The organism is Chitinophaga sp. YIM B06452 (assembly GCF_039655965.1).
GTDB lineage: Bacteria > Bacteroidota > Bacteroidia > Chitinophagales > Chitinophagaceae > Chitinophaga.
Genome location: NZ_JAWLKY010000004.1, coordinates 297,636 through 314,866, shown reverse-complemented (window position 1 = coordinate 314,866; position 17,231 = coordinate 297,636). Strand labels below are relative to the sequence as shown.

Below are 17,231 nucleotides of genomic sequence, written 5' to 3'. Positions count from 1 at the left end.
CGTACTAAATCATCATAGTCATGAGAAAGATAATCATTGCAGCATCCGTATTAGGCACAGCCGCAGCAGGCGTTTTCTGGTATATGAAGAACCGCCACCGTGCCGACCAGGCGTTGAATGATGTAAAAGACGCAGCAAGGAACGCTTATCACAAAATGAATCACAAAGCAAAAAAGATGAGCGGCAAAGCCCAGGAGTCTCTTGCCTAAACGTTTTACATCTCAACTCCTACATATATGCTAAACGGCTCCATGTTACCGCAATAACAGGAGCCGTTTTCAGTTTATAAGAAATGTAAAATCCAATGAAAAGACCGCTGCCGGTTTTGTATACCCGTTGCCGTTATAGGCTATGCCCTGGCGCACGGTCCGCCGGATACACCATACGTTAAAGCAATGTTAAATCTATATATCTTATCTATATTAACATTGATATAAATCATTGGTCTTTTTAAAAACGTCCATTACTTTTGGGCAATGAATACTACCCTTAAACCGAACAAAGGAATTAACTGGCTGCATGAGCTGGATTTCATCGGGATACACCTGGTTCCTTTCCTCGCATTTTTTACGCACGTGAGGCTGTTTGACTGGATCGTTTGCGCAGTGCTTTATTTTGTAAGGATGTTTTTCGTAACCGGCGGTTATCATCGTTATTTTTCGCACCGTTCGTTCAAGACCTCGCGCTTTTTCCAGTTCATACTGGCCTGCGGCGCGCAGAGCAGTTTCCAGAAAGGCGTGCTGTGGTGGGCTGCCAATCACCGCGTGCATCACAAGCACAGCGATACCGAAGAAGACCCGCATTCGGCTAAAATATATGGTTTCTGGCATGCGCACATCGGCTGGATCATGGACCAGGAGCATAAAGAAACGCGTTACGACCTTATCAAGGACATGAAACACAAAGAGCTGTTCTGGCTCAATAAATATCATTTCGTGCCGCCGCTGGTGCTGGCCGTGATAGTATATTTCATCGGCAACAAAGTGAACGGAACGGGATGGTTCGACTGGTCTGCAGGGCTTTCCACCCTGTTCATCGGTTTTTTCCTGAGCACCATCCTGCTGTTTCACGGCACTTTCACCATCAATTCGCTGATGCACAAATGGGGCCGCCCGCGTTATAAAACCGGCGACGAATCCAAGAACAGCCTGGTGCTGGCGCTGGTTACCCTCGGCGAAGGCTGGCACAACAATCACCATTACTACCAAAGCGCCGCCCGGCAGGGATTCTACTGGTGGGAAATAGACATCACCTATTACATCATCCGCATGCTCGGCTGGATGGGCATTGTATGGGACATCAGGGGTGTACCGGTGAAAGTGAAAGAAAGCAATAAGCTCGGGTAATCCCCAGGCACGATATTTACAGGAAGCGCGGAACGGCATATGCTGTTCCGCGCTTCCTTTTTTATTAATTTAGACCTATGCAACGAATCTTCCTCCCCCTATTCCTGCTGCTGGCAGCTGCCGGGTTTGCGCAGCAGACACAGAAACCGCCGCTGCACGGCAAACACTGGATGGCCGTTACCGGCAAACCGCTGGCCGCTACCGCCGGCGCCATGATATTCCAGAAAGGCGGCAACGCCGTAGACGCTGCCTGCGCCATGCTTGCAGCGACCTGCACCATGTGGGACGTACTCAGCTGGGGAGGGGAAACACAGGCGCTGATCTACAATCCAAAAACAGGTAAAGTGATCGCCATCAATGCCCTGGGCGTTGCGCCTACCGGCGCCACACCGGCTTTTTTCAAAGGCAAAGGCTATAACTTCCCGCCGGAATATGGTCCGCTGGCCGCGGTAACGCCCGGCACGCCCGGCGGCATCTGCCACATGCTGGCTGAATACGGCACCATGAGCCTCAAAGAAGTGCTCGCGCCCGCCATGGAAATGGCCGCCGGCTACCCGATAGAAGCGCAGACCGCCAACGCCATTGAGCGCGGCAAAGATCACATCAAACAGTGGCCGTACAGCAAAAACGTTTTTCTCACACATCCCGGGGAAAAAAGAGAAGCGCCGGAGGCCGGTGAAATATTCGTGCAGAAAGACCTGCTGGCCACCCTCAGCAAAATGGTGGAAGCCGAACAGCAGGCACTGAAAAATAAAAAGACCCGGAAAGAAGCCATCATGGCTGCTTATAACCGGTTCTACAAAGGAGATATTGCGAAAGAATTCGTGCGGGGCTGCCAGGAACAGGGCGGGCTCATTACCCTGGAAGATCTTGCAAGGTGGAAACCCATCGAAGAAGAGCCCCTGCATGTGAACTACAAAGGCATAGAAGTATACAAGCTCCAGGAATGGACGCAAGGGCCCATGCTGCTCCAGGGCCTCAACATCCTGGAGAATTTTGACCTGAAAAAGATGGGCTTCAACTCCCCCGAATACATTCACACGCTGTACCAGGTGCTGAACCTCACTTTTGCCGACCGTGATTTTTATTATGGCGATCCTTATTTCTCCCGCACGCCCATCAAAGGTTTGCTGAGCAAGGAATACGCAAAACAGCGCGCTGCGCAGATCAACCGCAAGCACAACGATGCAGGCGCAGGGCCGGGCGACCCCTACCCTTTTGAAGGAAAGAAGAATCCCTTGCTGCGGCTGCTGGAACAAAGAAGAGCATACGCCGACACCACCCTCGAAAAAAAGAACGAGATCTTCGTGCCCAGGCACGACGCCGTGGCGTATATGCGCCAGGCAGACAGCGCTTATACAGATCGTCTCTGGCGCGGCACTACCAGCGTGGAAGCCGCTGATAAAGAAGGCTGGGTGGTATCTATCACACCCAGCGGCGGATGGCTGCCCGCCTGCATTGCAGGCCGCACAGGCGTAGGCATGAGCCAGCGGCTCCAGAGCTTTGTGCTCGATTCTGCGCTCAGCCCCTTCAACGTAGTAGCTCCCGGCAAGCGGCCACGCGTTACGCTCACGCCTTCCATGGCACTGAAAAATGGCAAGCCTTACATTTCTTTCGCAGTACAGGGTGGAGACACACAGGACCAGAACCTGCTGCAATTTTTCCTCAACATGGTGGAATTCGGGATGACGGTGCAACAGGCCACCGAAGCCCCGAATATCAACAGCAACCAGCTGTGGCTGAGCCTTGGCGGCACTTCGCTGAAAGACCGCATGCCCAAGCCCGGCAGCCTGCTGCTGAACAGCAATACGCCCGAAAGTACCCGCGCCGCTCTTCAGAAGATGGGTTATACCCTCAGCTTCACGCCGCGCAGCAGCGGGCCCATCAACGCCATTTTCCTGGACAGGCTGCATGGCAGCATCTGGGGCGGCAGCAGCAATCACGGGGAAGATTACGGTATCGGGTGGTGATGTACAACGTATCCTGGTTGTTAATACAATGCCGCCGGACGGCGCGCACGGTTTTTGCTCGTACATTTACAGTATTCGAAAAACCTCATTGCAGCATTAAAATCTTGTGGCATGTTACCGATCGGAAGCGCAGCGCCGGATTTCCGGCTTCACTCCACCCCAGACCAGCAGTATTCATTACAGGACTTTTCCGGGAAGAATCTCATACTGGCATTTTACCCGGCAGACTGGAGCCCGGTTTGCGGCGACCAGATGACGCTTTACAACGAAATGCTGCAATTGTTCCGCAAGCAGAACGCGGCTATCGTGGGTATTTCGGTAGACAGCAAATGGTGCCACCAGGCCTATATGCAAAGCCGCAACCTGCACTTCCCGCTGCTGGCCGATTTTGAGCCGAAAGGCGCCATCGCAAAGGCCTATGAATCTTACGACGACCAGGAAGGCCAGAGCCTCCGTTCACTATACGTGCTGGATGCAGACGGTATCGTCCGCTGGAATTACCTCTCGCCGGTATCTGTGAACCCCGGAGCAGATGGTATCCTGGATGCGCTCGGGAAGATCAACGCCAAAAAATAAACCCGATGTCTAAACTCAAGCCCCCTATCGGCAAGCAGGATCATATAAGAGGCCATGCCAACGCTCCCGTATCTCTCGTGGAATACGGCGATTTCCAGTGCCCGCATTGCGGCGAGGCATATCCTATCATAGAAGATATCGTGCGCGAGCTGGGCCATGACCTGCGTTTCGTTTACAGGCACTTCCCACTGGCCACCGCCCATCCACTGGCCCTTTCCGCCGCCATTGCCTCCGAGGCCGCAGCCAGGCAAAGGAAATTCTGGCCCATGCATCATAAGATATTCGAAAACCAGGCTTTGCTCAGCGTGGAAGCCCTGTGGGAATTCGGCACAATCATTGGGCTGGATATGGAGCAGTTTGAAAAAGACATCAACGACCGCGCGCTGGAAGAAAAAGTGGAAGAAGACTTTGAGAGCGGCGTGCGCAGCGGGGTGAACGGTACGCCCACGTTTTTTATCAACGAAATACGATACAACGGCAGCCACGACCGGGATTCCATCATGGCCGCCCTTCAAAAATAATAAGAGCCATGGGAGCATTCAACGACCTTATTCAATCCGACCAGCCGGTGCTGGTGGACTTCTACGCAGACTGGTGCCAGCCCTGCCACGCCATGACGCCCGTGATCAAAGAAGTAGCCAAAGCGGTAGAAGGCAAAGCCCGCGTGGTGAAAGTGAACATAGACAAGAACCAGGCGGCAGCCCAGCAGTTCAACGTAAGCGCCGTGCCGACGTTCATCATTTTCCGGAAAGGGCAGATCGTATGGCGGCACGCGGGCACTACCGACAAAAACAGCCTGTTGCGGCAGCTGCAATCCGTATAGCTATGCTTTGCATGCTTTTTTTACTATCTTGAACGGAAACAGAGATTCCACATGAAAATAGCTGCCTTAATGCTGCTTTCGCTTTCCGTGCAGGCACAGTCCGATTCACTGCAATCCCTGGTTGCAGACAATGCGCAGGTAACCCTTGTATCCAGCCAGTTCAGCTTCACCGAAGGACCTGCCCGGGATAAAAAAGGCAATGTTTATTTCACCGACCAGCCCAACGACCGCATCTGGATCTATCATACCAGCGGCAAGCTCACCGAATTCGCCTCCCAAAGCGGCCGTTCCAACGGCCTGTACGTCGATAAAAAAGGGCGCATCATTGCCTGTGCGGATGAGCAGAACGAGCTATGGTCCTTTAACCGCAAAGGCAGGCCCACCGTATTGATGACGAACTTCAAGGGGCAGAAGCTCAATGGCCCGAACGACCTCTGGATCCACCCCAATGGCAATATTTATTTCACAGACCCTTACTACCAGCGCAAATACTGGGAAAGGCAAAAGCCGGATATTGAAGCCATGCGCGTATATTGCCTCGCGCCAGGGGAAAAAGAACCGGTAGCAGTGGCGGACGATATCGTGAAACCCAATGGCATAGTGGGCTCTGCGGATGGGAAATATCTTTTCGTGGCGGATATCGGGGATAACAAAACCTACCGTTACGAGATACAACCCAATGGCTCCCTCGCCAACCGCATCCTCTTCACCAGCAAAGGCGGCGACGGCATTACGCTGGACGAGCGCGGCAACCTCTACATCTGCGGCAACGGCATCTCCGTATTCGATCCCGGGGGCAAACAGATCGCGCAGATACCCGTACCTGAAAAATGGACAGCCAATGCGTGTTTCGGCGGAGAGAACAGGGACGTGCTCTTCATTACAGCCGGTGTGGCCGTATACACGCTTAAAATGAAAGTAAGAGGAATTGAATAACTAGACCTTCATCAGCAGCTCCGCGGCTTTTTCCAGCGTTTCATCCTTCTTCGCAAAACAAAAGCGGATCACTTTGTGATCGGTGCCATTTTGGTAGAATGCCGACACGGGCACCGGCGTTACGCCAAAATCCTTCGTGAGCCGCACGGCAAACTCGTGATCACTTTCTTCGCTGATGCGGTGATATTGGTAACATTGGAAATAGCTGCCGTAGCTGGGCATTGGCGTAAAACGCGTGCCCGCCATCAGGCTGTGGAAGCGGTCGCGCTTTGCCTGCATGAAACTGCTGAGCTGCAGGTACGAATCCCTGTTTTGCAGGAACTCCGCCAGCGCCACCTGCGAAGGGCTGTGGCAGGAGAAGCAGTTGTATTGGTGCACTTTCCTGAATTCCTTCATCAGCGCGGGCGAGCTGATGCAATAGCCCAGCTTCCAGCCGGTGCAGTGATACAGCTTTCCGAATGAAAAAGACACGAAGCTTCTTTCCAGCAGGTCAGGATAGCGCAGGATGCTTTGGTGGGGAATGTTGTCGTAGATAAGATGCTCATACACTTCATCGCTCAGGATGAAGATGCCGGTGCCTTCCACCGTTCTTCTCAACTCAACGATATCGTTTTCACTTAATACCGAACCCGTGGGATTGTGCGGCGTGTTGAGCATGATCATGCGGGTGCGCGGGGTGATCTTTGCCCGCACTTCTTCCCAGTTGATCCTGTATTCAGGGAATTGCAGGTCTATCAGCACAGGCACCGCACCGTTTACCAGCACATTGGGCACGTAGCTGTCGTACGCCGGTTCAAAAATGATCACTTCATCGCCGGGCTGCAGCACCGTAGTGAGCGAAGTATAAATGCCATAAGTGCCGCCGGGCGTGATGGTGATCTGGCTGTCTGGATCAATGGCGGTGCCGTAGAGGAACTGCACTTTCTGTGCCAGCACTTCGCGCAGCGGCAGGTAGCCCTGCATGGGGGCGTATTGATTGAACCCCTGGTACATGGCTTCGTTCACTTTCGCGATCAGCTCCTGGTTCATCGGGTAATCGGGAAAACCCTGGCCGAGGTTCACCGATTTATGTTCCGCCGCCAGCGCGCTCATCACGCTGAAAATAGTGGTGCCTGAGCTCGGCAGCTTCGAGGTAAGGTTCAAGATGTTGAAATTTGAAGATCAAAATAAACAAAAGCGCCGTTATTCCGCAACCGGCATGTACCAGATGCCTTTAGACGGCAGCGAAACAAACACCGCGTCCCCGCTTTTATAGTTGCCGGCGGTGGTTCTCACGCGGATGATATTGCCCGGCACTTCCACCTCCACATCGTTGTAGCTGCCGCCGAAATACACGGCCTTCACGCGGCCTTTGAGCGCATCGCCGCCTTCGCGCACGAGGCGGAACTGTTCGGGCCTTACGAAAAGACTTTTACCATTCGCGGTAATGCCCGGCATAAGGGAAAAGACCTTTGCTTTTTCCGGCGTGAAAAGATGGTAGGCGCCCAACAGCCCGGCCACGTATTCGTTCTGCGGCTGGCGGTATACCTGCGCGGGCGGCCCCTGCTGCACGATGGCGCCGTCTTTCATGATCAGCACTTCATCTGCCCAGGGCAGGATGTCGTCTGGATCGTGGGAAACGAGCAGGCAGGTGATATTGAGTTCCTGCCCGAGGTCCTGTATCACATCTTTAAGGATGCGGGTATGAATGAGGTCGAGGTTGGAAAAGGGCTCGTCCAGCAGCAACAGGCTGGGCATGGTGAGCAGCAGCCTGGCGAGGGAAATGCGTTGTTTTTCTCCGCCGGAAAGCTGGTCAGTTTTACGTTTCACGAGGTGGCCGATCCTGCATATCTCGAAAAGGCGGCCCGCCTGTTCCTGCGTGAGTTTATTGGCGTAGGAAAGCAGCTCTTCCACGCGGTAATTATTCCGCAGCTCGTAGTGCTGTGAGAGGTAGGCGATCTGCGGGTGGCCGGCGATGAGCTGTTCTGCCGGGCCTTTCACTTTTTTCCCTTCAAACAGCACTGTTCCCCCATCCGGTTGTATCCATCCCGCGATGATGCGCAGCAACGTGCTTTTGCCTGAGCCGGAAGCCCCTGCTATGGCTAGTTTCTGGAACTTTTGCTGCGTAAAGGAAATGGGTTTCAGTTCAAATCCCAGCTGATCCTTCCTGTATATATCGGAAACCTGTAATAAATGCATATTGATATCATTGGCGGGGGCGCTACTGCAAAGTGCGTTCCATTTACCAGGTATCAAAGAAAATACATTTGCGGGGAAGCAGGAAGGGTTTATTGAAATTCTGCATATGGCGGGAAAGCCTTATGCAAATTCAGCGTGCCTGTACCGCCAGGATGGCTGTATCCATTGTTTTGTAATGCTCAATGCCGATGGCACCGGGCCGGGCCATGGGATGGTCCAGCAGCGCCTGGAAGAATTGCGGGAAGTTCTGCATCTGCGGGCCGAAGGGTTGTATTTTCATGAAGAGGTATTTGCCGGCGGGGATGTGGCATACGGGAAGGTCGATCTCCCCGGCTTCGTCCGGGGAAAACAAGGCTGCGCAGGCTTTGTAGGTCAGTTCGCCATCTACCATTTCGGTAACGCCGTATGATGCCCGTTCATGCGCATCTTCGAGGCTCGTGTGAAGGCTGCTGAACGCGCCCCAGATGGCGGCCATGGATTGAGCTTTCACGTAGAAAACGGGAATGTCTTTTTCGATCTGCATTTCGCGGATTTCCATATGGCAGGATTTTAAACAAATTTCAGGACAAAAAAGGAAAAAAGCCGGGCCGGGCGTGTCAAATAAGGGGGCAAAATGCGACAAATCCGCGTTTAAAATTTATTTTCATCAAACTGCAACATTATCCACCCATACCCGTCAAATAGGTCAATGTACACAGATCCCGATAAACTGGCTGACAAGCAACTGGTTCACAAAGCGCTGAGCGGCGACGCCCAGGCTTTCGGGATTATTATCCGTGATACTGAAAAGCTGGTGGGACAGATCGTTTGCCGGATGGTGAGCAATGTGGAAGACCGGAAGGACCTGGCGCAGGAGATCTACCTGAAGGCATACCGGAACCTGGCAGTGTTCAAACATGCTTCGAAACTGTCTACCTGGATCGCGCAGATCAGTTACAATACCTGCATGGATTACCTGCGGAAGAAGAAGTTGCTGTACCCTGGGGAGCTGGTAGACAGGCCAGGCAACGGTTTGGCGGACGATGTGGTGCACCGCAAAGAGCTGGCGGGCATTTTACAGTCAGGAATGGATAAGCTGCAACCAATATACCGCACCATGATCACTTTGTATCACCAGGAGGAATTGAGTTATGAAGAGATCGGCGAGATCACCGGCATGCCGCCGGGCACGGTGAAGAGTTACCTGTTTAGGGCGAGAAAAGCCCTGAAAGAGCAGCTGGCGGAGTATTACGGGGAAAAGGATACGAAGCGGGAGGAGAAATGATTATCCGAAACTATTCTGATCAATTAAAGCAACATTATGCGTAGTGTTCATTTAACCGAAGAAATTATCCAGGCGTATGCGCTCAACGGAACGCATGAAGATCCACTCGTGGTGGCGCATATTCATGAATGTGAAACATGCAGGGCGATGGCGGAATCGTATGCGCGGATGTTTTCAGCCCTGGAAGAAATGCCCGTGGCCACGTTTGATTTTGAGGTGAAAGAACTGGTGCTGCCGCAACTGCCGGCGCGGGCAAAAGCACGGCCAGTACTGGTCCCGGTATTAGTGGTCATCGCCGGCAGCTTGCTGGCGCTTGGGGGCGCGGGCTGGTATTTCAGGGAATATCTCAGCGGGATAGCTGACCCGTCCGTCCCCTACCTGCTGTACTGCCTCGGTCCTGCTGCGCTCACACTGCTGGTAGTGCTGGCAGCGGATCTGTTCAGTTCGCACCGGCAGAAAATGACGCGGCTGGAATATTATTGACCAGGCACTGAAGGAATAACAACAAGCACAAAATAAAAGGATCATAAACCCTCACCCAATGAAGAAGTTTTTTGTAATGACGATAGCCATACTGGCTCCTGTAGCGCTTTTTGCGCAGGAGTATTACCACCTGCCGGACAACCGGCGGATCAGCAGCCAGTTCATTTCCATTCCCGCCACCATCCTGGCGATGTACCTTGTGGGCGCTTTCATATTGCATATTATCAGGACCGCGCTGGATCACCGTTTGCGGTCGAAGCTGGTAGACAAGGGCGTGACGGACAAAGTAGCTGAGCAATTTCTTCAGCCCGTCAACCGCGACCTCCGCGCCCAGGCGCTTAAATGGTGTTTGATGCTTGCCGGCACAGGCATAGGGCTTACTGCCGTGTATTATACGCTGCCGCTGGATATACATTCGCTGGCCATCATGGCATTCAGCACCGCATTGAGTTATCTCGCCTATTTCCTGTACCTCAAATACAACGGGCAACCTTAATATTCACGCTTAATTCTTAATACATGCAACTCCGATCTTTATTGCCTTCCGGGGCCTGGCATTGCTTTGCCATCTGTTTCGTGACCGGCGCTTTTGCCATTGGCAATACGTCTGCCCGGCCTGCAACCATTCAATCCGCCACCATTGCGACGCACCGCGACAGCCTGCCGGAGCAGCCCGCGCAGCCGGATTCCCTAAGAATGCTGGCGGCATACACCGGCACTTACCTGATACCGGACGACCCAGACCTGGATATCATCCTGGAAGAAGGAAAGCTATATGGCATACCCAAAAGCGGCAACAAACACCTGATGGTGCGCACCGGGCAGCACCAGTTCTATGTGCCTGATAAAGAGATCCTCGCCCAGTTTGAAATGGACAGCTACGGACAGGTGATCTTCCTTCAGCTTACAAAAGGAGGGCAATCTACCACCGCGACAAAGAAAAAATGATCATTTTTCCACGTATGCAGCCTCTTTCTTCAACGCCTCCAGGGCATTGGCAAGGTACGCGAGCGGCGCATTCCAATTGATGGCGATCTCATTGGAAGCATAGGAACAAGCAGTGTCTGAATAGGCGGTTTCAGGTTCGGTATGTTCATAATGGCAGCTATCCTGCATCCCCGGGTTCGGCCCCCCTGAAAGCAGGCCTGGTATAGGTTCCGCAACACCGTCCGCAATGGACGGGCGGTGATGTGGATGCATCGTATGCCTGCTGCCGAAACCGGTGAGGAAGGAATAACCGGTAGCATTGCGGCCCAGCAGGTAATCCATATTACTGAGCGCGGCATCAAGGTAGGTTTTATCTTTTGTAAGGCGGTAAGCATATACTAACAATATACCCTGGTTGGCCGCTACAGAACTTCCACCCCAGCTGAAGTCGCGGCGCGACTGGCCCATGACCGTACGGAAAGCACTCTGCGGCTGTTTGCGGATGTATTCGCCGGCCATGCGCAGCACCCGCTCTTTGATGATGTTTATATCCGGCTGCACGGCACCGGGCAACCCGGCCGATGTGCGGAGGATCGTGTAATACCCCTGCATGGCTACATTCCGCCAGGCCGGCAGATACACACTGTCCTGCAGGCTTCGGCGGAATACTGCGTAATATTTTTCATCCCTGGTAGTGGCGAACATTTCAGCGGCGGCCCAGCTCCATTCATCACGCACGTCATTATCACCGTAGGTACCAGTGGAGATTGCGGGCTGGTATTGTTTGTTCATGGCAGGCTGATCGTACAGCACGGCAGGATGTTTTTCGGCCCATTGCCAGGCCATCTGTGCAGCTTTCAGGCAGCTGTCTGCCAGGGGTTTACTGAATGGCCCCATGATGCGCGCAGCCTGCGCGGTGACGGCCGCAAAATCCAGCGCAGCGGCGGTACTTTTCTGCACCACGTAGCGCGGCAGCTTTGTTACACCGGGCATCACCATTCCATCGAACGCGACGTTGGTGCATTTATGATATACGCCGCCGTCGTTAGGATCTTGCATGGTGAGCATCCAGCGGAGATTATACATGGCTTCGTTGAGGATGTCGGGGATCGCATCCGCGCTTTCGGGAATATTGGTCCGGAGCGTTGCGAAATACTCCGGGAAGTCTTCGTATGCGGAAAGCAGCGAACTCATGGTAATGCCGGAGTTCACGATGTACTTATTGTAATCGCCCGCATCGTACCATCCGCCCGGCGAAGCGATCACGGTGCCGGCAGGGCGCTTGCTGTCGGCCGCGGAAGCATGGATCAGCACGGTATTGTCAGGATGTCCGGCGGCGCGGCGCCATTTGCCGGCGTATTTTTCTTCCAGCGGGAGATCAGAGCGCTGGTAATAAAACCCTTTCAGGCTGCCGATCCCCACGGGTTTAAGCGCATCCGCCGACACCTGGAAAGGATACGAAGTGCCAGCACCGGGAACATGCAATACGTATTCGCCTTTTTTGGCAAGGGCAGAAAAATCCGCGATGCGGGTAAGGGTGGATGAATGGGCGGAATGCTGTTGCGGGCCCAGCACGCCGCTGAGCACGGTGTCTTTACCATTTCGGGTGAGTACAAAAAATTCCTTTGCGGAAACCTTCCCGGTAACAACGGCAATTTTGGGCGCCAGCGGGTAAAAGCCTGACTGGTTCAGCTGTATCTGTTGTTGCGCCGCGGCAGGTAAAGCCAGGAGCATTAGCGCGATTGATCTCATGGTGTCCATCCTGTTTATGAAATATAGAAAAAATGAGGCCGTCTTAAAAGTAATTTTCACCCAATTTTTCCGGGTACCTGGTGGAGAAAAGTTTGCTTACGCAGTTCTCAAGCCCTTCAAATTACTTTTAAAACGGCCCCATATGGTTAATTCCAGCTGTTGGCTACGTCGTTGGCCACGTTCGGGTTCGTGTCTTTTTCCTGCTGCGGGATCGGCAGCAATACATTCCGGTCCTGGAAAGTGGCCGCGCCGTACTGCGCCTGCAATTCAGGGTTCAGCACCTGCTTTAGCAAGCCCCAGCGCAGCAGGTCGAAGTAGCGGGATTGCTCGCCGGCCAGCTCGATCTGCCGTTCACGCATGAGTATCTGCATAGCTGCGGCCTGGCTGCCCAGCGTGGCGTACTGGAAAGCGCCCACGCGCTGGCGCACACGGTTGATGTATGGCCGGGCAGATTCGGGCGCGTTGGTTTGAATGTATGTTTCCGCGATCATCAGCAGCACGTCCGCAAAACGGATCACCTGCGAATTGATGCTGCTTTGAGGGCCGCCGTAGCTGGCTACTTCTTCGTAATACTCGTATTTCCGCCAGCGGTAACCGCCCTGGCTTTGTGCGAAGGGATAAGCCACCGCGCCGCCGGGACATTTATCGCAGTACGTGGTTTTGCCGCCGCTGGCAGCATCGCCGTACATGATCATCGCGGCCCGCGGGTCTGTGTAAGGAGCGCCCTGCGGTGTGGTATATTTAAAGGCTTTCACCAATGCGTCAGACACATACACGTTGCGCCAGTCGTTGAAACCATATTCCTGCGCACGGTCGCTGTGGGTGGCTTTACCGCCCCAGGTTTCCTGGCCGCCGAATACGTAGTACTGGTTGCCGATGCCCCAGTCTGTCCACTTGGCATGCATCACCTGGAAAATGGTTTCCACGTTCACCTGGTTGCTGGTGCTGAACAGGTTGTCGTACGCCGGTGCAAGGTCGTAAGTGTAAGGCGCCTGTGTGAGCGGCAGCAGCGTGGTTTGCGCCTGGGCCCATTTCTTTTGATAGAGATATGCCCGGCCCAGCAGCGCAATGGCGGCCCCTTTGTTCACCCGCCCGAGGTCGGCAGCAGCCTGGGCCGAAGGCAGCGGCAGGTCTGTGATAGCGGCGGTGAGATCGGCTTCCACAGCGGCCCAGAGGGCGGAAACATCCGCGCGTTTGGGATAGAGGTCCGTGGTGGATTCTGAATAGCTGCTGCGCAGCGGCGCCCTTCCCCACAACGTTACCAGCTGCATATTCGCATAAGCCCGCAGGAAGCGCGCTTCGGCAGTATATTGTTTTTTCAGCGCCTGGTCTGCCGCGGCGGTGGGATTCCATACGCCGGCGCGGTCTATCACCACGTTAGAACGCAGCACCAGCCTGTACAACGAAGCCCATAGGTTGGTGAGGATGCTGTTGGCAGGCGTGAAAGTATAATCTGAAATAGGCCGGATGTCGCCCTGCAGGGGAGCGTCGCGCTCGGCATCGTTCCCCATCAGGTCGAGGATAAAATAATATTCGCGGCTCCAGAGGCCAGGGTGCAGCAGCGTTGCGTACGATGCTACCAGTGCTTCATTGATCTGCGGCGCGCTGGTGAAGTAGTTGTCGTATCCGTAAGCGCCGGGGTTCACCACGTCCAGGCGGGATTTTTTGCAGCTGCTGCCTGTCAGCAAAGCAGCGGCGAATATGATGGAAAGTATCTTTTTCATACGTTCGTTTTTAAAACTGAAAGAATCAAAGGCCAAGCTGAACACCTACTAAAAAAGTTTTAGGCTGCGGCAGCTGGCCCCTGTCTATGCCTCTCGCAAAAATGAAGCTGGAGCCGGACGGCGTGCTTATTTCCGGGTCGTACCCGCTATAGCCTGTAAGCGTAATAAGGTTTTCGGCGGATATGTACAGGCGCACGCTGCTGAGCACCCCTTTCGTGGCGGTATTCAGCATGGAACGCGGGAAGGTATACCCCAGCGTGATCATCCGCACACGCAGGTATGAACCGTCTTCTATATAAAAATCAGAAGGCTGGAGATTGGCTGTCTGGTTCTGCCCCGCTCTCGGCAATGGCGCGCGGTCGCCGGGTTTCCGCCAACGGTTCAGCATATCAGTACTTACGTTATGCAAAGCTGAAGTGCCAAGCAGTACGGAGTTTTGTTCTTTGTAAAGTTTTAATCCTGAAACACCCGCGGCCGCAAGGTTGAAATCAAAGTTGCGGTAGCTCAGGTTGATGGTGCCGCCGAATACGAACTTGGGAATAGGGTTGCCCAGCACGGTCATGTCCTGGTCGTCTATGAAGCCGTTGCCGTTGATGTCCCGGAAAATAAAATCACCGGGCTTCAGGTTGGCCTGGTACACGGCATTGGGATCGTTCGTTGCTTTGCGGGCAATTTCGTTGTAGGTATCAATATCGCCCTGGTCGATGGCAACATGATCTACCAGCCTGCCGTAAAACGAACCGATCGGGAAACCTTTGGCAGTGTAGGTTGCAGCGCTGTTCTGACTAAATGCACCATCGCGGATGGGCGCGGAAAATTCGTTACCGAGGGATATCACTTCATTTTTGTTATATCCACCGTTCACGCCGATGCTATAACCAAAACCGCCCGCGGTCTGCGCACGGTATGTTACCGCGAATTCAACGCCGGTGTTTTTCGCAGAAGCGGCATTGCTGGCAATAGTAGGACTGCCTGACACACCGCCCGCCCCGGTGGAATTGGGCACAGGCACCTGCACCAGCAGGTCGTTGTTCTTGCGGTTATACCAATCGAAGCTCAGGTTCAGTTTATTGTCAAACATGCCGAGATCGAACCCTGCGTTGGTCTGCACGGTTTCTTCCCACTTCAGCCCGGGATTGGGAATAGAATTGACTGTTGTGCCTGAAACAAATGTTTCACCCGGGCCGAAGCTGTACACCAGGTTGCCGGTCGGGCTGCCGCTGTAAGTGGTCGGCGTGGTCTGGAATGCGGCGATATTGTTATTCCCGGTTTTGCCCCAGCTCACCCGCAGTTTCAGGTCGGTGATCAATGCAACTTTATGCATGAATTCTTCATTGGACACATTCCATGCAAGCCCCACGCCGGGAAAATTACCAAATTTGTTTTCAGGGCCGAACACGGAGGACCCATCGCGGCGGAGGCTGGCGGTCAGGATGTAACGGTCGTTGAAGTTGTACATCACACGGCCGAAGTAGGAGATACCAACATTGTTGTTGCCATAGCCCACATTCGCGCCGGTAACGGTGTTGGTAAGCGCCACGGAAATGTTCTGCACCTGGTCGTTGGCAATGCCCGTTCCCTGCGCGCGCACAAAGGAACTACGGCCTTTGTCCTTGTAGGTATTGCCTACGGTCAGTTCCAGATTGTGTTTGCCGAAGGATTGGTTCCACGTGGCGTAGTTTTCCAGCAGGTACCAGTTGTAGCTGCTCTGCGCTTCGGTGGCGGAGCGGCCGGTAGCCAGGTCGTTCCCGTCGATATAAGGTTGCTGATATTCGGAAAGGTTATTCCCGCCGATAGACAATGCGATCTGCGAGCGCACTTTCAGCGACTTCAATATGTTCACTTCCCCGAAGAACTGCGGATACAGGATGTAGTTCCTGTTCACCGTGTTGGTGTTGCCTATTTTCACGAGCGGGTTACCGGCATTGCTGAGGTCCAGCACGTTGGTGGCCGCCGTGTAGCCGCCCAGTCGGGAGGGATCGTAGATACTGAAGTAAGGAGGCATGTACAGCGCGGACGTAACATCCGCGAGGTTGCCTTTATTGTTGAGGAATTGTGCATTCAGTGCCTGCCCAAAACGGAATATGCCCAGCTTTTCTTCAAGGGAGATCCTGAAGTTCATGGCGCGGTAGCGATAATCCTGCACGATGGCCTGCTGGTCGATATAACCGAAGGAAGCGTTGTAAAGCACATGATCGGTGCCGCCGCTTACGCTCACGGCATTGTTGGAAAGCGCGCCGGTACGGAAGATGGCATCCTGCCAGTCGGTGCGGGTAACAAGTATGTCAGGTGAATTGAATTTATCAGGAAGCGTGGAGCCCTGTGCTGCTGCGTAATCTTTCGCCAGTTCGGCGTATTGCGCGGCATCCAGCACATCCAGCTTTTTGGAGCGTTTGGCCCAGCCCCACTGGCTGGTAACGGATACTTTAGGTGCGCCCGTTTTCGCTCTTTTAGTGGTGATCAGCACCACGCCGTTGGCCGCAGCCGCACCATAAATAGCGGTGGATGCAGCGTCTTTCAGGATGGTGATGCTTTCAATATCCTGCGGGTTGATGGCGTTGAAAAGGCCGGCATCGCTCTGTATGCCGTCTATCACATACAGCGGGCTTACGTTCGTGAAAGAACCTACCCCGCGGATGATGATATTGGCGCCACTACCTGGCACGCCGCTGGTGTTGAGCACCTGCACGCCGGGCGTTTTACCCTGCAGCAACTGGCTGGGCGTGGTGGCGGAGTTGTTCCCGAAATCTTTCGTGGTAACGGTATTGATGGCGCCCGTCACATCACGCCTGCGCGCAGTACCGTAACCGATCACCACCACTTCGTTGAGACTGGCGTCTGCATCGGGGCGGAGAGTGATATTGATGGTGGTCTTCCCATCCACCGTTATAGTTTGGGTTGCAAAACCTATGTAAGAAACAAGGAGGCGGGCACCGGGTTTTACGGTGATGGAATAATTGCCGTTCCCGTCAGATAATACGCCGTTACCCGTACCTTCCTCTCCAATGGAAGCGCCGGGCAGCGCCACTCCTTTATCGTCAGTTATTTTGCCGGTCACTTTAGTGTTTTGCGCCATCACGGTTGCCGACCAGCATAGCAGCAACAGCACCGGGATGGCCCGGATGGCGCGTGCGGACAGCTGCCGCAGCACCGGGAGTAATTTTAAGAACATTTTGCTTCGATTTAGATGGTTAATTGAAATGGTAACGTGAAACTGTAGATTCAGGAAGCCGGGGGCTTCCCTTTCGTGGA

At 53.9% G+C, this 17,231-nt stretch carries 17 protein-coding genes; 11 read left to right on the top strand and 6 right to left on the bottom strand.

Translation table 11 applies throughout. From position 1 onward, the window contains the following. The first annotated feature begins 20 nt into the window (after positions 1–20). From R3I13_RS21235 to R3I13_RS21205, 7 genes are all read left to right on the top strand, one after another. Positions 21–209 carry a hypothetical protein gene (locus tag R3I13_RS21235; RefSeq protein WP_346319983.1) on the top strand — a complete coding sequence of 63 codons (189 nt, stop codon included), beginning with the start codon at positions 21–23 and terminating at the stop codon, positions 207–209. A gap of 267 nt (positions 210–476) precedes the next feature. Continuing rightward, on the top strand, positions 477–1,346 hold the full coding sequence (locus tag R3I13_RS21230; RefSeq protein ID WP_346319982.1) for an acyl-CoA desaturase: 870 nt from the start codon (positions 477–479) through the stop codon (positions 1,344–1,346). 77 nt (positions 1,347–1,423) lie between these two features. After that, positions 1,424–3,316, top strand: coding sequence for a gamma-glutamyltransferase (locus R3I13_RS21225; RefSeq protein WP_346319981.1), 1,893 nt, complete (start codon positions 1,424–1,426; stop codon positions 3,314–3,316). 111 nt (positions 3,317–3,427) lie between these two features. Further along, positions 3,428–3,892, top strand: a complete 465-nt coding sequence (locus tag R3I13_RS21220) for a redoxin domain-containing protein (protein ID WP_346319980.1) — start codon at positions 3,428–3,430, stop codon at positions 3,890–3,892. 5 nt (positions 3,893–3,897) lie between these two features. Then, on the top strand, positions 3,898–4,413 hold the full coding sequence (locus R3I13_RS21215; RefSeq protein ID WP_346319979.1) for a thioredoxin domain-containing protein: 516 nt from the start codon (positions 3,898–3,900) through the stop codon (positions 4,411–4,413). Positions 4,414–4,421: 8 nt separating this feature from the next. After that, positions 4,422–4,715: a thioredoxin gene (gene trxA, locus R3I13_RS21210; RefSeq protein WP_346319978.1), complete on the top strand. Its 294-nt coding sequence runs from the start codon at positions 4,422–4,424 to the stop codon at positions 4,713–4,715. A 51-nt stretch (positions 4,716–4,766) separates the two neighbouring features. Beyond that, complete coding sequence (locus R3I13_RS21205) at positions 4,767–5,651, top strand: SMP-30/gluconolactonase/LRE family protein (protein WP_346319977.1); 885 nt, start codon at positions 4,767–4,769, stop codon at positions 5,649–5,651. Here R3I13_RS21205 and R3I13_RS21200 read toward each other — a convergent pair whose 3' ends face one another. The 3 genes from R3I13_RS21200 to R3I13_RS21190 form a co-directional block, all read right to left on the bottom strand. Beyond that, positions 5,652–6,794: a methionine aminotransferase gene (locus R3I13_RS21200; protein WP_346319976.1), complete on the bottom strand. Its 1,143-nt coding sequence runs from the start codon at positions 6,792–6,794 to the stop codon at positions 5,652–5,654. A 39-nt stretch (positions 6,795–6,833) separates the two neighbouring features. Next, positions 6,834–7,829 carry an ABC transporter ATP-binding protein gene (locus R3I13_RS21195; RefSeq protein WP_346319975.1) on the bottom strand — a complete coding sequence of 332 codons (996 nt, stop codon included), beginning with the start codon at positions 7,827–7,829 and terminating at the stop codon, positions 6,834–6,836. A gap of 130 nt (positions 7,830–7,959) precedes the next feature. After that, positions 7,960–8,367: a hypothetical protein gene (locus R3I13_RS21190; RefSeq protein ID WP_346319974.1), complete on the bottom strand. Its 408-nt coding sequence runs from the start codon at positions 8,365–8,367 to the stop codon at positions 7,960–7,962. A gap of 150 nt (positions 8,368–8,517) precedes the next feature. Between R3I13_RS21190 and R3I13_RS21185 the strand changes: the two genes are divergently transcribed. From R3I13_RS21185 to R3I13_RS21170, 4 genes are read left to right on the top strand one after another with little or no spacing between them, the layout of a single operon-like run. Beyond that, complete coding sequence (locus R3I13_RS21185) at positions 8,518–9,093, top strand: sigma-70 family RNA polymerase sigma factor (protein WP_346319973.1); 576 nt, start codon at positions 8,518–8,520, stop codon at positions 9,091–9,093. A gap of 36 nt (positions 9,094–9,129) precedes the next feature. Beyond that, positions 9,130–9,576 carry a hypothetical protein gene (locus R3I13_RS21180; protein ID WP_346319972.1) on the top strand — a complete coding sequence of 149 codons (447 nt, stop codon included), beginning with the start codon at positions 9,130–9,132 and terminating at the stop codon, positions 9,574–9,576. Between the two features lie 58 nt (positions 9,577–9,634). Further along, the gene (locus R3I13_RS21175) at positions 9,635–10,072 is read left to right on the top strand and encodes a hypothetical protein (protein ID WP_346319971.1); all 438 of its coding nucleotides are present in this window, start codon (positions 9,635–9,637) and stop codon (positions 10,070–10,072) included. 23 nt (positions 10,073–10,095) lie between these two features. Then, positions 10,096–10,524: a hypothetical protein gene (locus R3I13_RS21170; RefSeq protein ID WP_346319970.1), complete on the top strand. Its 429-nt coding sequence runs from the start codon at positions 10,096–10,098 to the stop codon at positions 10,522–10,524. On the opposite strand, the gene R3I13_RS21165 is transcribed toward R3I13_RS21170, so the two are convergent. From R3I13_RS21165 to R3I13_RS21155, 3 genes are all read right to left on the bottom strand, one after another. Next, the gene (locus R3I13_RS21165; protein WP_346319969.1) at positions 10,525–12,255 is read right to left on the bottom strand and encodes a glycoside hydrolase family 9 protein; all 1,731 of its coding nucleotides are present in this window, start codon (positions 12,253–12,255) and stop codon (positions 10,525–10,527) included. A 146-nt stretch (positions 12,256–12,401) separates the two neighbouring features. Then, complete coding sequence (locus tag R3I13_RS21160) at positions 12,402–13,979, bottom strand: RagB/SusD family nutrient uptake outer membrane protein (protein WP_346319968.1); 1,578 nt, start codon at positions 13,977–13,979, stop codon at positions 12,402–12,404. Positions 13,980–14,004: 25 nt separating this feature from the next. Continuing rightward, positions 14,005–17,151, bottom strand: a complete 3,147-nt coding sequence (locus R3I13_RS21155; RefSeq protein ID WP_346319967.1) for a TonB-dependent receptor — start codon at positions 17,149–17,151, stop codon at positions 14,005–14,007. Positions 17,152–17,231: the final 80 nt, after the last annotated feature.